The sequence below is a fragment of the Gordonia sesuvii genome, from assembly GCF_036350415.1.
GTDB classification, from domain to species: domain Bacteria; phylum Actinomycetota; class Actinomycetes; order Mycobacteriales; family Mycobacteriaceae; genus Gordonia; species Gordonia sesuvii.
Window position 1 is genome coordinate 579,899 of the sequence record NZ_JAZDUF010000001.1, and the last position, 15,908, is coordinate 595,806.

The 15,908-nt window shown below is 66.1% G+C and carries 14 protein-coding genes and 1 tRNA gene; 6 read left to right on the top strand and 9 right to left on the bottom strand.

Annotated features, from left to right (window positions below; all coding sequences use genetic code 11):
- Positions 1-161: 161 nt before the first annotated feature.
- Positions 162-602, bottom strand: a complete 441-nt coding sequence (locus VZC37_RS02635) for an SRPBCC family protein (RefSeq protein WP_330430860.1) — start codon at positions 600-602, stop codon at positions 162-164.
- A 117-nt stretch (positions 603-719) separates the two neighbouring features.
- Between VZC37_RS02635 and VZC37_RS02640 the strand changes: the two genes are divergently transcribed.
- Positions 720-2,195: an MFS transporter gene (locus VZC37_RS02640; RefSeq protein WP_330430861.1), complete on the top strand. Its 1,476-nt coding sequence runs from the start codon at positions 720-722 to the stop codon at positions 2,193-2,195.
- Here VZC37_RS02640 and VZC37_RS02645 read toward each other — a convergent pair.
- Together VZC37_RS02645 and VZC37_RS02650 are read right to left on the bottom strand one after the other, a co-directional pair.
- Positions 2,158-2,820, bottom strand: a complete 663-nt coding sequence (locus VZC37_RS02645) for a nitroreductase family protein (protein ID WP_330430862.1) — start codon at positions 2,818-2,820, stop codon at positions 2,158-2,160. The genes VZC37_RS02640 and VZC37_RS02645 overlap by 38 nt on opposite strands.
- 42 nt (positions 2,821-2,862) lie before the next feature.
- Positions 2,863-3,369 (bottom strand): MarR family winged helix-turn-helix transcriptional regulator, encoded by a 507-nt coding sequence (locus VZC37_RS02650; RefSeq protein WP_330430863.1) that lies wholly within the window; start codon positions 3,367-3,369, stop codon positions 2,863-2,865.
- A gap of 63 nt (positions 3,370-3,432) precedes the next feature.
- Here VZC37_RS02650 and VZC37_RS02655 point away from each other — a divergent pair, with 63 nt between their 5' ends.
- A complete protein-coding gene (locus tag VZC37_RS02655; protein ID WP_330430864.1) occupies positions 3,433-4,569 on the top strand; it encodes an FUSC family protein in 1,137 nt (378 codons plus the stop codon).
- A 93-nt stretch (positions 4,570-4,662) separates the two neighbouring features.
- Here the strand turns inward: VZC37_RS02655 and VZC37_RS02660 are convergent, their stop codons facing one another.
- The 3 genes from VZC37_RS02660 to VZC37_RS02670 all read right to left on the bottom strand — a co-directional run bounded on the left by VZC37_RS02660 (position 4,663) and on the right by VZC37_RS02670 (position 6,382).
- A complete protein-coding gene (locus VZC37_RS02660; RefSeq protein WP_330430865.1) occupies positions 4,663-5,670 on the bottom strand; it encodes a PIN domain-containing protein in 1,008 nt (335 codons plus the stop codon).
- A gap of 16 nt (positions 5,671-5,686) precedes the next feature.
- Positions 5,687-6,154, bottom strand: a complete 468-nt coding sequence (locus tag VZC37_RS02665) for a helix-turn-helix domain-containing protein (RefSeq protein ID WP_330430866.1) — start codon at positions 6,152-6,154, stop codon at positions 5,687-5,689.
- Between the two features lie 155 nt (positions 6,155-6,309).
- Positions 6,310-6,382: transfer RNA gene (locus tag VZC37_RS02670), tRNA-Arg, on the bottom strand.
- A 333-nt stretch (positions 6,383-6,715) separates the two neighbouring features.
- On the opposite strand from VZC37_RS02670, the gene VZC37_RS02675 reads away from it, so the two are divergent.
- Positions 6,716-7,975, top strand: coding sequence for an acyltransferase (locus VZC37_RS02675; protein ID WP_431309308.1), 1,260 nt, complete (start codon positions 6,716-6,718; stop codon positions 7,973-7,975).
- Between the two features lie 185 nt (positions 7,976-8,160).
- A complete protein-coding gene (locus tag VZC37_RS02680) occupies positions 8,161-10,332 on the top strand; it encodes a glutamine synthetase III family protein (protein ID WP_330430867.1) in 2,172 nt (723 codons plus the stop codon).
- Between the two features lie 107 nt (positions 10,333-10,439).
- Here VZC37_RS02680 and VZC37_RS02685 read toward each other — a convergent pair whose 3' ends face one another.
- Complete coding sequence (locus VZC37_RS02685; RefSeq protein ID WP_330430868.1) at positions 10,440-10,814, bottom strand: TraR/DksA family transcriptional regulator; 375 nt, start codon at positions 10,812-10,814, stop codon at positions 10,440-10,442.
- A 16-nt stretch (positions 10,815-10,830) separates the two neighbouring features.
- A complete protein-coding gene (locus tag VZC37_RS02690) occupies positions 10,831-12,456 on the bottom strand; it encodes a PucR family transcriptional regulator (RefSeq protein ID WP_330430869.1) in 1,626 nt (541 codons plus the stop codon).
- Between the two features lie 105 nt (positions 12,457-12,561).
- Between VZC37_RS02690 and pruA the strand changes: the two genes are divergently transcribed.
- Entirely contained in the window at positions 12,562-14,199 is a 1,638-nt protein-coding gene (pruA, locus tag VZC37_RS02695) for an L-glutamate gamma-semialdehyde dehydrogenase (protein WP_330430870.1), read from the top strand.
- Positions 14,196-15,152 (top strand): proline dehydrogenase family protein, encoded by a 957-nt coding sequence (locus VZC37_RS02700; protein WP_330430871.1) that lies wholly within the window; start codon positions 14,196-14,198, stop codon positions 15,150-15,152. The genes pruA and VZC37_RS02700 overlap by 4 nt, the downstream gene beginning before the upstream one ends.
- 201 nt (positions 15,153-15,353) lie before the next feature.
- Here the strand turns inward: VZC37_RS02700 and VZC37_RS02705 are convergent, their stop codons facing one another.
- The gene (locus VZC37_RS02705) at positions 15,354-15,896 is read right to left on the bottom strand and encodes a molybdenum cofactor biosysynthesis protein (RefSeq protein WP_330430872.1); all 543 of its coding nucleotides are present in this window, start codon (positions 15,894-15,896) and stop codon (positions 15,354-15,356) included.
- Positions 15,897-15,908: the final 12 nt, after the last annotated feature.

A 15,908-nucleotide genomic window follows, 5' to 3' on the forward strand; every position in this document is an offset into this window, starting at 1 on the left:
CATACACCGATGAACGGTCGGCAAAGGCGCAACGCGCGGGAAACCATTTTCGAACAGGAGAATCGCCTGGTCACGAATGTACGTCGAGACGTCCGCGGATTCTCCGATTCCGTGCCGGAAATCAATTTCGCGGCGATTCCGCCGCAACCATCGAATAGTGCTCAGGCGAGCCGCGAGACCTGCTCGGTGAGATTCTTGTCCGTCTGCCGAACTGCCTGGCCGGCGAAGGGTTCGATGATGCCGCCGAGCGCGCGGCCGGCGAATCCGCCGGGCAGGGTGTAGTCGAAGTCGACGTCCACCTCGGTGCCACCGTCCTTGTCGGTGAACCGCCACGTCGTGTTGGCCGAGAATCCCTCCACGGCTTCGAGTCGGATGACCTCGTTCTCCACCCATTCCACGGTCTCGACCGTCGAGGAGAGGGTTTTGGGACCGACCTTCAGCGTCGTCGCGAATCGCGACCCGACACCATCGGTCGCGTCGGTCACCGGTTCGAATCTGCTGACACCGAAGAAGAACTTCGGAACGTTCCGATAATCGTTCACGTACGCAAAGACGCGATCTCGCGATACGGCGACCGCGGACCGATGGCGAATTGTCGCCACAGTTGTTTCCTCCCAGTGTCTCTGACCAACCGTGTATCTGACCCGAGTATGCGTCCGACCCGAGACGCCCGTCGAGTCACTTGACCACGCCCGGTGTGGGGCGCTACTCGTCGGAGCATGCCGGAACAGGATCCTTCATCGCATCCGGATTCCGGCGGTTCCGACTCTGCCACATCCGGAACGTGGCGTGAGTTGTTCGACCGTGGTCATCGCGCGGCGGTCACCGTGTTCGCCGGCGGGATCGCCGTCTTCGCCATCAACACGTACCTGACGGCGGCCTCCCTGCCGAGCGCCGTCGCCGAGATCGGAGGCCAACGGCTCTACGCCTGGGTGATGACGGTCTTTCTGATCACGTCGGTGTTCTCGTCCATGCTCGTCGCACGGACGCTGTCCCGGTGGGGTGCTCGCGGCGCCTATCTGCTCGGTTTCGGACTCTTCGCGCTCGGTTCATTCGTGTGTGCGATCAGCCCGGTCATGGCGGTCATGCTCGTCGGCCGGGGCGTGCAGGGCCTGGGCGGTGGGTTGCTGACCGGGCTGTCGTTCGCGGTGATCCGCGTGGCGCTGCCCGAACGCCTGTGGGTCAGGGCGGTGGGGTTCGCGTCCGCGATGTGGGGTGTGGGCAACCTGATCGGTCCTGTGCTGGGCGGATTCTTCGCCCAGATCGGATTCTGGCGGGGGTCGTTCTGGCTGCTCGTCATCGTCGCCACGCTGATGACCGGCCTACTGCGCGCTCTTCCGACGCGGCGGCGCGACGGTGCCGGCGCCGAGTCTGTGCCGTGGGCTTCCCTGGCGTGGCTGGTGGGCGCCACGGTTGCCGTGTCGGTGGCCGGGGTGATCGACGGAATCCGGGTCCCGCTCACCCTCGTCGCACTCGCCGGCGGACTGGCTGTCGTCTTCGTCGCGGTCGATCGGCGCACGTCGAACGGACTGTTCCCGCGACTGACATATGCGAGGCGGAACCCGCTGAAGTGGATCTACGTGTCGATCGCGGTTCTCGCCGTCGGCTCCACCGCGGAGGCATTCATCCCGCTGTTCGGCCAACAGATCGCGGGGATGGATCCACTCGTCGCCGGAATGCTCGGAGCAGCCCTGTCGTGGGGATGGTCGAGTGCTCAGCTCGTGAGCACCACCTGGGTGCACGGATCAGCGACCGCGGTGGTCCGCGTCGTCGGACCGGCGATCCTGGGGGTTGGCCTGGCGGGCTACGGGATTCTGCAGTTCGTGTCGAGTGGGATCGGGGTCGCCGGATGGTTCGTCGCCTTGTTCATCGCCGGGACCGGCATCGGGATGGCCTTCCCGCACATCGCGACCGCCGCGATGACGATCACCCGCGACGACACCGAAGCGGCACGCGCCTCGGCGGGCGTGAACACTGTGCAGATGATCGCCAACGCGGTCGGGTCGGCGATGGCCGGGCTTCTGGTGAGTGTCGGCGCGACGGTCGGGGCGGGCGCCGAACCGTATGTGACGTCGGCGCGTTTCCTGACGTTCGGCTTCGCCACACTCGCCGGCGTCGGGGTGCTCGCAGCAGTCGCGTCGGTGCGTCCGGGGCCGGTCAGCCCAACGCCGCCCCGTCGAAGGAGTCCACGGTGACGAAGTCGTCGACGGGCTGACGGCGCAGTCGCGTCAGCTGCTTTACCGGTTTCCCGATCGGGACCACCGCCGCGACAGCGTGTTCGGCCGGCAGGTGCAACAGGTCACGTACCGCGGGTTCCTGCGCCACCGCCATCGACGTGATGGTGCCGCCGAAGCCCTCGGCCCTGGCACCGAGCAAGATGTTCCACACCAGTGGATAGACACTGGCGCCGCTGACCAGGCCGACGCGGTCGAGATACTGGTCGACGGCGGCGACCCGTCGCATGTCGACGGATACGACCAACACGACCGGTGCCGTCCGGATGGGTTCGACGAAACTGTCCGGCACTGCGGTTGTTTCGATGACGGAATCGGGAACGGCGGTGGGAATCACCGGATTCCATGGGTTCTCACCGGCGACTCGTTGCGCCACATAGCGTCGGACCGTCGACTCGCCCAAGGCGGCGAGTCTGCGCTTGGTGTCCGGATCACGCACCACCACGATGTGCGCCGCCTGCCGGTTGCCTCCGCTCGGCGCGAATCGCGCGTTGTCGAGGATGCGACGCAGCGTGTCGTCGGGCAGCGGATCATCGGTGAACTCGCGTGCGGCGAACGTGGTCCGCATGACGTCGTAGAGCTCCATGCGTCCACTATGCCCGCCGTCGTCGCCGACCGGCGACGATGCTCAGATGTGCACCGCCGCCGACACCTTCCGGAGCAGCTCGGCCAGCGATTCCCGTTCCGCCGGACTCAGCCCGGACAGGGCCGCCTCGTCGTCGGCGAGGCGCCGCGGGAGTTCCGTCTCGACCAGTTCCCGTCCGGCGTCGGTCGGTTCCAGGAGGACCACGCGGCCGTCGCGCTCGGACTTTCGGCGGACCAGTAGCCCCCGGCGGGCCAGGTTCTCGGTGATCTTGGTGATGGATGCGCCGCTGAGCATCGTCGTCGACACCACTTCACTCGCCCGGAGCGGGTTGGGCGACCGCGCGAGGGCGCCGAGCACGTCGTATTCCGATCGGGTGACCCCGTGCGGCTCGAGACGACGGTCGAGTCGGTGGCTGCTCCGGGCGGCGATGAACTGGATGCGACCGAGGATTCCGATGGGCGCGACGTCGAGGTCCGGGTACGCCTGCGCCCACTCCTGTTGGATGCGTTCGACGAGATCAGACGTGTCTGGGCCGGTCACATGGGACATCGTAGGCGCGACCCTCGATCATCCAGTTATTTTACTAATGAAATAGTGGTAAAGTATCCGACCGTGAGTACAGACCTCGTCGGACACGCGCGTCAGCGTCGGACTGCGCTCACGTTGGCGCTGCGACCGTCGGTGTGGCGTTCGGCGCTGGTAGCCGACGTCGACCGTCTGGCCCTCGCCGCGCCCGTACGCGTCGGCGTCGCGGTCGGGAGCACCCTCGTCGTCGGCGGCCTCCTCGGCCATCACGGAGTCGCCGGACTCGCCGCCCTCGGCGCGCTCGTCGCCGCGTTCTGCCGCACTGCGCCGTACCGGGTGCGCGCCGAGCGACTCACGGCCCTGGGAATCGGCATCGTCGCCTCCGTGGCCATCGGCGCGGTCCTCGGTCTCACCGCTGCTCCGTTGACGGTGGAGATCGCGACACTCTCCCTGCTCGGCGGGCTGGTCGCGCTCGGCGTGGCCGCGCTGCAGGTGACCGGACCGGGAGCGGTGGTGTTCGTCTTCGCGGCCACTGCGGCAACCGTGTTCACCCGCGACGCGGCAGATCTCGCGGTGGCGGTCGCCGCCACCTCTCTCGGCGCGGTCGCCGGTGTCGTGGCCTCCTTGGCGCCTGATCTGTGGCGACGAGTGCGCGGGCGCCCCGACACCAACGCCCCCCACGAATCGAGCTGGGTCATCCTGGTGAGACGGCCCCCAGTCGACCTGCTGAACAACAGTGTGCGGATCGTCGGTGCGACCGCGCTGAGTGCCGCGATCGCCGCGTGGGTCGGCTTCGCACATCCGATGTGGGCCGCCCTCGGAGCGCTGGCCGCCATGCAGGGACTCTCCTACCACCTCACCGTGCAGCGCGGTGTCCAGCGGCTGCTGGGCAGTGCCGTCGGCGCGCTCATCGGGGCCGGCCTGCTCATGTCGGGCGTCGGCTACTGGGGTTCGGTGGCCGCGATCGTGGCATGCCTGATCACCGCCGAGATCTGGGCACCGGTGAACTACGCGGTCACGTCCATGGCAGTCACGCCGATGGCATTGCTGCTCACCGCACTGGGCGCCGGCCTCAGTGCCGACGCGGCGGTCGATCGTGTCGCCGACACGTTGATCGGAGTCGTGGTCGGAGTCGTGGTGGCCGCCCTGACGATCTCGACGGACGAGCATCCCGGGGGCACGCGATCGACCCGCGAGGATTCGGCGGCCGCCGACAATACGTGATGATCCTCCCGGCAGGATTCGAAGTCACCGGTGCAGAATCGGTGAGCCTCGACCCCGTTTCGACCTACTGAGAATGGCTGAGCGGCAAGCCGCTTACGCTCCCTTGACTTGTTCCACCGAAGGATAGTAGTTATCGGATATTCCCCACACATACCACTGGCTGTCCGCACACACGACGGTCAGCACCTTGACCTCCGGCACAGCCGCTTCACCAAACGCCCTCAATGATGAGCCTGTGCTCGGCATGAACTTGACGTAGGCAATCTCGTCGGGCGCGTCCGGACACCGGTCGACGAATTGCATCATCGACCAGTCGTCCAGGTCAGCAGCAACCTCGTGAAAATCCCATACGTCAGGGTTGTAGGTGAGATTGCGCAACGCGGTGTCGTACTCGTCGATGTGGAGCAAAGAGAACCACCACATCCACGCTGCGCCGAGTGGAGTGAGCGGCGATGGATCTCCGTCGGGAAAGAATGCCTTCATTGCTTCTTCGTCGCTGGTCACCTCCAGCGGGAGTGGCATGCCCATTTCCATCGCTGTCGCCGACCTAGAGGTCTCTGCTGCTTTCACCAGAGCGGCGAATTCCGAAACGGTCTCGGCGAGGATTCGATGGAACTCGTTGATAGACAGCGCCGGGTGAGTGTATGCGGCACGTTGGTCACGCAGGGCCTGCAGCGTCGCCTCGGGCTCGAGATCGTATTGGTCCTGCAGGAACTCGTCAGGGTGGATCGCCTCGATGTCGTAGGGCTCGAGAGCGGAGCGGGAGAAGTCCTTGAGATTAGCGGTGACGATCAGGGCGGCACCGCCCTGCACCGCCGCCGCGACCACGTGACGATCCTTCGGATCGTTGATCATCGCTGCCTCAAGGGACTCCCAGCCGGTGACCATCGCATGAGGAAACGCCTTCTGCATCTGGCCGACTCTCCGTCGAGCCTTCGCTGGTTCAACACCGAACTTCACGATGAGGTTCCGTTCGACTTCGTCGAGGATCGCCGTGGACCAGAGTGGCGTATAGAGTTCGGCCTCTGCCAAGCGGAGCAACGTGTCAGACAGCTGGTAGGGCAGTAGCACGCAAGCATCAAGCACAACACGAAGCGGCATTGACTCTCGGCTGTCCCTAGCGGGTCGTAACGAAGCCGTTGACGGTGCGGTACATGTTGCCGTCCTGCGCTTCCTTGGTCATCTCGTCGAGAACCTCGCGACGCCGAGCGGATGCCTGCCGCTGATATTCGAGGAGATCCTGCAATCGAATTCTGCGGTGCCGGTTCGGCTGTGTGTACGGGATTGCATTGGTCTTGAGTAGCCGGACCACAGTCGGGCGAGAGACGCCGAGTAGCTCAGCAGCCTCCTGTGTTGTGAGGAGCGTGTTCTGCTCCGAGAGCGTGACAGCCTTCTGCTCGCCCAGGGCATCAACGACCTGCTGAAGCAGTATGCGAACGCTGTCAGGGATCCGCACTTCCTCGCTGCCCGCCAGCGACAGAATCACGGGACCATCCGAGGCCAGGACCCGGGCGAGCGACTGCAGCGTTCGGAGATCGTCCTTCTCTTCCGATGGCAGAACAGTGTGATCAACGGGTGCGGCCATGCCTCAACTGTAATTCGAAAAAATCGAACGCTCAATGGGGCGGGGGTCGCGTCTCGACGCCACCTTCGTGAACGAAAGTGGAGAGTAAGTGGCGGATATGGGTCCCGAGACGATAAACAGACCAGAGGCTTATAGCCTCTGACCTGCAGTTTATGTGCTCCCGGCAGGATTCGAACCTGCGACACCGGCTTTAGGAGAGCCGTGCTCTATCCCCTGAGCTACGAGAGCGAGAGAGGGTTCACCCTCTCGTCGGGCGCCGACGCGGCGACGCAACACCGAGAGTCTACGACACCGATCCACCCTCGCCGCCGCGAGTCCGTTTCGCTCCCGCGAGACCCATCCCTCTCGCGCGGGACGAATGGCACTCGCGAGACGCGAGCCTGTCGAGGTGGACGAAGGTGTGGCACGCGCCATAACCGATCACCCGCGAGACCGCGCTGACCTGCGATGTCGCGGTCACCCCTCGATGCTCGATGATCTGATTGCCAGGAAGTGCCCGTACACTGCGCGACGGTTGCCATCACGACGGTTGCCATCAGAACGTCGGCAGGAGGGTGCACGTTGCAGCAGGGCGCCGCCAGAACCGCCGCGGACCCGGACACGACCGATCCGGCCGCGGCCGCGTCGTCGACCCCGGTGTCCACTCGGCCAGTCGCACCCGCTCGGACGTCCGCCGCGGCCACGCGAAGTCGTGCACATACCGCCGACCTCGTCCGCGTCCTGTTGTTCACCGGCGTCGTCGTCGCACACAGCATCCACGGCATCAACTCGGCCCCGGACGTGGTCCGCGCGAGCAACCTCGTCGGCACGCTGCTGCATCTCACCCGCTACGGCTTCGTCGCGGTGACCCTGTTCGTGCTGGTCCTCAGCACCCGCGACCGCCCGATGGCTCCGCGCACGTTCTGGCGGCGCCGATTCGGGCTCGTGGTGTGGCCGTACCTGCTGTGGACCCTCATCTACTCGGTCACCGATCATCTGGTCATCCAGGGCAACCCGTTCGGCTCACCGTCGCAGTTCGTCGGCGACCTCGCGCTCAACATGATCGACGGTGAAGGCAAGTACCAGCTGTACTTCCTGCTGATCTCGATGCAGATCTATCTGGCCTTCCCGGCCATCGCCTGGCTGTTGCGCCGGACCGAGAACCGACATTGGGCAGTGCTCGGTGTGGCCGCGGCGATACAGCTCACCATGTTCGTCGTCTACCAGTACCTCCCCCGGCCGGGCGGCGAGTTCTGGTTCCAGGTGTACGAGAACCTCTGGAAGACACTGCCGATGTATGCGCTGTTCGTCGCCATCGGCGCCTTGGCCGCCTATCACCACGAGGCGGTCGAGCGATGGTTGCGCGACCACGTCGTCGGGGTCATCGTGGCGGGACTCATCGGGACGTTCATCAGTGTCGGCGCCTACCTGCTCGCCACGTCACCCGGACACGTCCCGCTCCAATCGAACACACCGTGGAACCCCGCCACGCTGCCGTGGTTGCTCGGCGGGCTCGCGCTGCTGTGGTTGGCCGCGATGGGGTGGGACGATCTCCGTGCGGCCGGCAGGCCGGTGGGTGCGAAGGTGGTCAGTGCCGCAACGGTGCGCGCCTTCGGGGTGTTCGCGGTTCATCCGCTGATCCTCGACATCTTGGCGAGACTCGGCTTCATGAGCGCCTTGTTCGATTGGTTCCCCAACTCCGCAGTACTCCGGTCGATTCTCCTCGTCGTCGTGACGTTGACGCTTTCGCTGGTGCTCGTGGACCTGCTGCTCCGTACCCCGCTGAGCAAATGGCTGGTGGCCCGGCCGCGCATCCCCCTGCGTAGAACTCCCCCCGCCTGAATCCTGCGTAGAACGCCTGCGGGCGTCACCCACTGAACGCCCAGAATTCACACAAGCGACACGTGTTTTCACGACCGTCACATCCGGGAAATGGCTGAGGTACCTCGCGCTCATAGCGTCGTATCGCTCGCACAACGACCTTGCCGGTGACCCCTGCCGTCAGGGCGACGAACCCAGGAGTGATCATGAGTGGCAGCATGTCTCGCCGTCAAGCAATCGAAGCCGTCACGACGTACGCGGTGGAGACGGACGGATTTCCCGAACCGCTGGCGGACACGTTCGGCCGCAACGTCTTCACACTCACGGTGATGAAGAACAGACTGCCCAAGCACGTGTTCAAGGCCGTCTCGGCCACCATCGACAATGGTGCCCCGCTGGACCCGGCGCTGGCCGACTACGTCGCGGTGGCGATGAAGGACTGGGCCATCGAGAAGGGTGCGACGCACTACGCCCACGTCTTCTATCCGCTCACCGGGTTCACGGCCGAGAAGCACGACTCGTTCCTGGAGCCCGACTCGAGTGGCGCGTCGCTCGCCGAGTTCCAGGGCAAGACCCTGCTGCAAGGTGAACCCGACGCATCGAGCTTCCCCAACGGTGGCCTGCGCGGCACATTCGAGGCCCGCGGCTACACCGGCTGGGACGTGACCAGTCCCGCCTACATCCTGGAGAACCCGAACGGGAACACGCTGTGCATCCCGACGATCTTCATCTCGTGGACGGGTGAGGCCCTCGACAAGAAGACGCCGCTCTTGCGCAGCCAGCAGGCCATGAGCAAGCAGGCGATGCGGGTGCTGAAGCTCTTCGGCCACGAGGACGTCGACACCGTCGTGTCCTACGCCGGCGCCGAGCAGGAGTACTTCCTGATCGATCGCCACTTCTACTTCTCCCGACCCGACCTGATGTCGAGCAACCGCACTCTGTTCGGAGCGAAACCGTCGAAGGGTCAGGAGTTCGACGACCACTACTTCGGCGCCATCCCGGACCGTGTGCTGGCGTTCATGATCGAGCTCGACCGTGAGCTGTTCAAGCAGGGCATCCCCGCCAAGACGCGGCACAACGAGGTTGCGCCGGGCCAGTTCGAGATCGCACCGGTCTTCGAGAAGTCCAATCTGGCGCACGATCATCAGCAGCTGATGATGACCACGATGAAGAAGGTGGCCGAGCGCTACGGCATGGTGTGCCTGCTGCACGAGAAGCCCTTCGAGGGCGTCAACGGCTCCGGCAAGCACGTCAACTTCTCGCTGGGCAACTCGAACCAGGGCAACCTGCTCAATCCCGGGGACACCCCGCACGAGAACGAGCAGTTCCTCGTGTTCTGCGCCGCGATCATCCGCGGTGTGCACAAGTTCGGCGGCCTTCTGCGCGCGTCCATCGCGTCGGCGTCCAACGACCATCGCCTCGGCGCGAACGAGGCTCCGCCGGCGATCATCTCGATCTTCCTCGGCGATCAGCTCGCCGACGTGTTCGACCAGATCGCCAAGGGCGGCGCCAAGGCGAGCAAGCAGTCCGGTGTCCTCGAACTCGGTGTCGACGCGCTTCCTCCGTTGAAGGCCGACGCCGGCGACCGCAACCGGACGAGCCCGTTCGCCTTCACCGGCAACCGTTTCGAGTTCCGCGCACCGGGCTCCAACCAGTCGATCGCCGATCCGATGATCGCCATCAACGCGATGCTGGCCGAGTCCCTCGACTACGTGGCCTCCTTCCTGGAGAAGGAGATCAGCGCCGGCACCGAGTTCAACGCAGCTGTGCAGAAGCTGTTGGAGGACATCATCGTCGAACACGGCAAGGTGGTGTTCAACGGCAACGGGTACTCCGACGAGTGGCAGGAGGAAGCGGCATCACGCGGGCTGCTCAATCTGCGTACCACCGTCGACGCGATGGCACAGCTCGAGGAGCCGGCGATCAAGTCGGTGATGAGCGACTACGGCATCCTGAGCAACCGCGAACTGGAGGCACGCCGTGAGGTCGTCCTCGAGCAGTACGCGCTCGCCCTGCTCGTCGAGGCCAAGGAGACGCTCGAGATCGCGAAGACGATGATCCTGCCAGCCGCCAACCGCTACCAGGGCGAATTGGCCGCCACCGCAGCAAGTCTCAAGGCTGCGGGCGTCGAGACCGATCACCCGCTGATGCACACCGTCACCAAGAACATCAAGGATCTGTACTCCGCGATGCTCACCCTGGAGGAGGCCATCGACGATTTCCACGGGGACACCGTCGAAGCCGAGGCCGAGTGCGCGCTCAAGGCCCTGATCCCGGCGATGAATGACGTCCGGGTGGTCGCCGACAAACTCGAGAGCATGGTCGCCGATGACCTGTGGCCGCTTCCGACCTATCACGAGATGCTCACCATCCTCTGATCCCGGACTCACCGACCAGGTCCTGAACCGCGCCGACCGTGCCCATCTCCTGATGGTGGGCACGGTCGGCGTCGTTCCGGGCAGGCGCGGCGGGCGAGAGCCGACAGTCACCAGCGGCGGGTGGGATACCTTGTGGCGCAGGTGATGCAGAGACGGGCAGCCGGTAAGGCCTCGAGACGCGCGGCAGAGATCTGTTCACCACAGATCTCACAGATGCCATAGTCGCCGCTCTCCGCCCGGATCAAGGCGGCATCGAGCTCGTCGAGGCGAACACGAGACCGCTCGAGTTGTGCCACGAGGTGGCCGCGTTCGACGGCGAGCGTCGACCCTTCCGGGTCATGCTCGTCGTCGGAGCTCGAGTCCGCGGTCGCCTCGATGACGGCGTCGAGTCGCGACGCCATCTGCTCGATCAGCGCGACCGTCTCCTCGCGTTCGACGCGCAACGCCTCGCGAACGGTGTTGACATCGAAGTCGTCGCTCATCGGTCGGCTCCCGTCATCAAGTCGCTCGCAGGGACAGCGCGACGACCAGCCGGGTCGCCGGGTCGTCGAGATCCATGCCGGTGAGGCTGTGCAGTCTACGGATTCGGTAGCGCAGGGTGTTCGGGTGCACGTGTAGCGCGGTTGCGGCCGCGCGGACATCGCCGAAATGATCGAGATAGGCGCGCAGCGACTCGGTGAACGCACTGCCGGAGCGCGCGTCCAGATCGGCGAGCTCGGTGACGCGGCTGTCGACGAGCTCGGGGTTGGCTGCCAGGTGGGCCACGATCTCGCCGAGCAGCACGCCCGTCTGTGACTGCTCGACGGTGCTCACCTCGTCGATCAGTTCTCCCTCGCGCTCGGCCGCATCGAGCACCCGGTCCACCTGCCCGCGGAGCGCAGGAACCTCATGCAGTCCGTCCGCCGGGCCCGCGACGACCGCCCGCAACCTCGCTCCGAACTGTCGACGCGACGCCAGGAGGGTCGCGCGTGCCCATGTCACCGCCCCCGGACTCGTCACCTCGGGCAGCATCACGTAGGCCCGCGAACCCGAGGTGGTCGTCACCGACAGCGGGCTGAACGCGCTCGCATGCAACGTCAACGCGGATATCGCGCCCGATGAGCCGAATGGATTCGGGTCATCGGAACCGGACGAATCCGCGGCTGCCAATCCGACGACGACGACCGACGCAGCCACATCGATGCCGAGTTGCGTCGCGAGGAACTCCGCGTCGACCACCTCACCGCGAACCCCCAGAAGTCGTCGTACCACCTCGTCGTGGCCGGATCCCACCGAGCGGCTGCGCGAGATCACCCGTGCCGCAACGGCTGCGGCCCCGGTGAGGATGTCGTCGACGTCCGGGGAGAAGTCCGTGGCACCGCGTTGCAGCCAGACCACACCCAGGAACTCGCCGGGTGATCGTTGCATTGCGGGTCCGCGAATCGCCACGGCCCGCCGCGCTCGGACACCCAGGTCGGGATGTTCGGCGACGGCGACGATCTCCGACGTGGTCCGCAGGACATCCATGACACCCCAGCCACGCAACCAGGCCATCATCTCCGGCGGACCCTCCCGGCCCAGAATCGACAACCTGCGCAGTTCGTCGGCTTCGTCGCCCGCCCTGCTGTAGGCGAGCACGTGCGCACGTTCGTCCTCGATGCTCACCAGGCCACCGGTGCGGCGGGCGATCTCGGCGGCGAGGTCGAAAAGGTCCCCGGTGGTACCCGACCGCATCGATTCCCCGGCCATCAGGGAGCCGTCGGTATCCGATTCCAGGACACGCATCACGAGGTGATAGATCCGTTCCCACCGTGCGTGCGGGTCGACGGCGACCACCGCGACCCCGGCCTCCTCGGCGCGGGAGACCACCCGATCCGACGGTGACTTGCAGAAGACGGCAACCGGCTGTTGACCGGACAGGCCCGACAACCAGGTGAGGACCGCGTCGTCGGGCACGCCCACGAAGAGGAACAGATCGGCGCCGCGGGCCGCCCGTCCCAACCCGAGCCGGATGTCGTCGACGTCGAGCAGAGCCGCCGACGTCACCCGGACATCGAGCCCGGTCGGCGCCACCGACAGCGTGGCGACTGTGCGGTCCAAGGCCAGCAGTAACCGTCCGAGGGTGGCACCTGCGGATGCGGTCATGGTTCGAGTATGCCGCACCACCCTTGTCGGATCGGACAACATGACCTACCAACCATTGAACAATAGAACATTTCCCCTGGTGAGAGCTCCGGGTGGACTGTCTTCATGGACGCCATCACCTCTCCCCCACGCCCCGTCAACGAGCCCGTGCACACCTACGCGCCGGGAACCGCCGAGCGCGCGAGAATCCACGCGGAACTCGAACGACAGTCGGCAGCGGACCCGATCGACCTGCCGCACATCATCGGCGGCCGCGAGCATCGCGGTAGCGGGTCCCGCATCGACATCGTGCAGCCGCACGCGCACCGTGAGGTGCTCGGCACCATCGGCAACGCGACCCACGACGACGCGCAGGCCGCCGTCGACGCAGCCCTTGCGGCCGCACCGCACTGGGCGGCCGCTTCCTTCGACGACCGCGCCACCGTGCTGCTGCGCGCCGCCGACCTGCTGAGCGGCCCGTGGCGGGAGCGGATCGCCGCGGCCACCATGTTGGGACAGTCCAAATCGGTGCAGCAGGCCGAGATCGACGCGCCGTGCGAGCTCATCGACTTCTGGCGGTTCAACGTCGCCTTCGCCCGTGAGATCCTCGCCGAGCAACCGATCTCGTCGCCCGGGGTGTGGAATCGCCTCGACCACCGTCCGCTGGACGGTTTCGTCTACGCGATCACCCCGTTCAACTTCACCGCGATCGCCGGCAACCTCCCCACCGCACCGATGCTGATGGGCAACACGGTCATCTGGAAGCCGTCGCCCACCCAGGCCCACGCCGCCGCCCAGACGATGGAACTGCTCCGGGCCGCCGGCCTTCCCGACGGGGTGATCAACCTGGTGCACGGCGACGGACAGGACCTCTCCGACGTCGTCCTCGCCGACGAGAACCTCGCCGGCATCCACTTCACCGGATCGACCCGGACATTCCAGCACCTGTGGCGTGAGGTCGGCACAAACATCGAGCGATACCGCAACTACCCGCGGATCGTCGGCGAGACCGGGGGTAAGGACTTCATCGTCGCGCACACCTCGGCCGACCCGGATGTGCTGCGCACCGCGTTGATCCGAGGCGCATTCGAGTACCAGGGCCAGAAGTGCTCGGCCGCCTCCCGCGCCTACGTCGCGCGTTCGGTCTGGGACCGCATGGGCGACGACTTCCTCACCGAAGCAACCGAACTGGCCTACGGCGACGTCCGTGACCTGTCCAACTTCGGTGGGGCCCTGATCGATCGACGTGCCTTCGACAAGAACGTGGCGGCAATCGACCGCGCGAAGACCGCACCGCACCTCACCGTGGCCGCCGGTGGCAGCTGCGACGACAGCGAGGGCTTCTTCGTCCGTCCCACTGTCTTGTTGTCCGACGACCCCACCGACGAGGCGTTCGCCACCGAGTACTTCGGTCCGATCCTGGCCGTACACGTCTACGACGACAGCGATTTCGACCGGACTCTGAGACTCGTGGACTCGAGCGCGAAGTACGCACTCACCGGCTCGATCGTCGCGACCGACCTCGATGCGGCAGCGGCCGCGTCGGACGTACTGCGGCAAGCCGCCGGAAACTTCTACATCAACGACAAACCGACCGGAGCCGTTGTCGGACAACAGCCGTTCGGCGGCGCCCGCGCATCCGGCACCAACGACAAAGCCGGCTCCAAGGCGAACCTGATGCGGTGGACCTCCACGCGCACCATCAAGGAGACCTTCGTCCCGCCGACGTCGTCGGCCTATCCTCACATGGAGCAGCCCACATGAGCACCGTCTTCGACAACACGCTGCGCCCGATCATTCTTGCGGCCGCGCGAAGTGAGCGGATCAAGGACTCGTCACAACGGCTGAACGTCACCCGGCGTGTGGTCGAGAGATTCGTTCCCGGCGAGACCCGGACCGACGTCCTGACCGCGATCCGCGATTCCCTCGACGGCGGGCTGTCGGTGAGCATCGATTTCCTGGGTGAGGACACGACGGACGAATCGCAGGCCACCGCGACGGTCGAGGCCTATCTCGAGTTGATCTCCGCGATGGGAAGTCTTCCCGAATCCGGCTCCGGTGCAGCGCGACTCGAGGTGTCCCTCAAACTGACCGCACTCGGCCAGTCCCTTCCCGAACACGGCGCCAAGATCGCCGAGGAGAACGCCCGGACGATCGCCGCCGCCGCACACGAGGCCGGCGTGCTGGTGACCGTGGACGCCGAGGACCACACGACGGTCGACGAACGTCTCGACATCGTCCGTGCCCTCCGGCGTGACTTCCCCGACGTGGGAACCGTGCTGCAGGCCTACCTCCGGCGGACCGAGGACGACTGCGTCGAGTTCGCCGAATCGGGCGCACGTATCCGGTTGTGCAAGGGCGCCTATGCCGAGCCACCGTCGGTCGCCTACCCCACCCGCGCCCTGGTCGACGAGTCGTATCTGCGGTGCCTGCGCATCCTGATGAAGGGCAACGGTTATCCGATGGTCGCCAGCCATGACCCGGTGATCATCGACGCGGCCCGCGCCACCGCCGACGAGCTCGACCGGGCACCCGACAGCTGGGAACACCAGATGCTCTACGGCATCCGCGCCGACGAGCAACGTCGGCTGGCCGCCGAAGGCGCCCGGGTTCGGGTCTACATCCCTTATGGCACCGAGTGGTATGGCTACTTCGTGCGCCGCCTCGCCGAGAAGCCGGCGAACCTGCGGTTCTTCCTGCGCTCGCTGGCGGGTTGAGGTCACGTGGTCTCGATACGCCGACTCGCTGCCGCTCGCCGGCTACTCGACCATCGGGGGGAACTCGCCGGCTACTCGACCACCGGGGAGGACTCGCTGCCGCTCGACCACCCGGGGGACGTTTATTCCGCTGATCGAGTAGGTGGCGAGCCGCTAGGCGAGTCACCGTATCGAGATCCCCGGTCGCCCACTCGAATCCACCTACAACGGCTGGGCTCGCTTCACCTGATCGGCCGCGCGGGCGGCGTCGAGTTCGACGTCGGCGCCGATCACCGCTGCACCGACCCGAAGGATGCCGGACGAGAGTGGTTGGGCCCGAAGACCGCCGCGACCGATCAATGCCTTACGCGTCCCGTCGCCGGCAACGGTGTCCATCCACGAGCACGGATGCGCAGGTCGACCGCCGCGGAACCGAACCGGCCCGTCGCCGGTGTCGATGGTGAACTCCCGACCCCGCAGCGGATCGAGTTCGAGTCCGCGGACGACGACGTTGCGGCGAGCGACGACCGGATCGACATCCCCGGCCGCGGCCCGCCACGCCTCGAGCGCCAGGAAGGTGACCGCCGCCTCGGTGTGCGCACGGACCCCGAAGAAGCGGTCGCCGCGAATGCCCTTGTCCGCGACGATCTCCACCTGCTCCGGCGTCGATGTCTCGACCTCGTCGGCCGGCCCGTCCTTCGGCCTGCCGAAGTACGCGTGGCGCGGCGACACCAACAGCGAGACGATCTCGAAGGGATACTCCACGAGTTCGAGGGT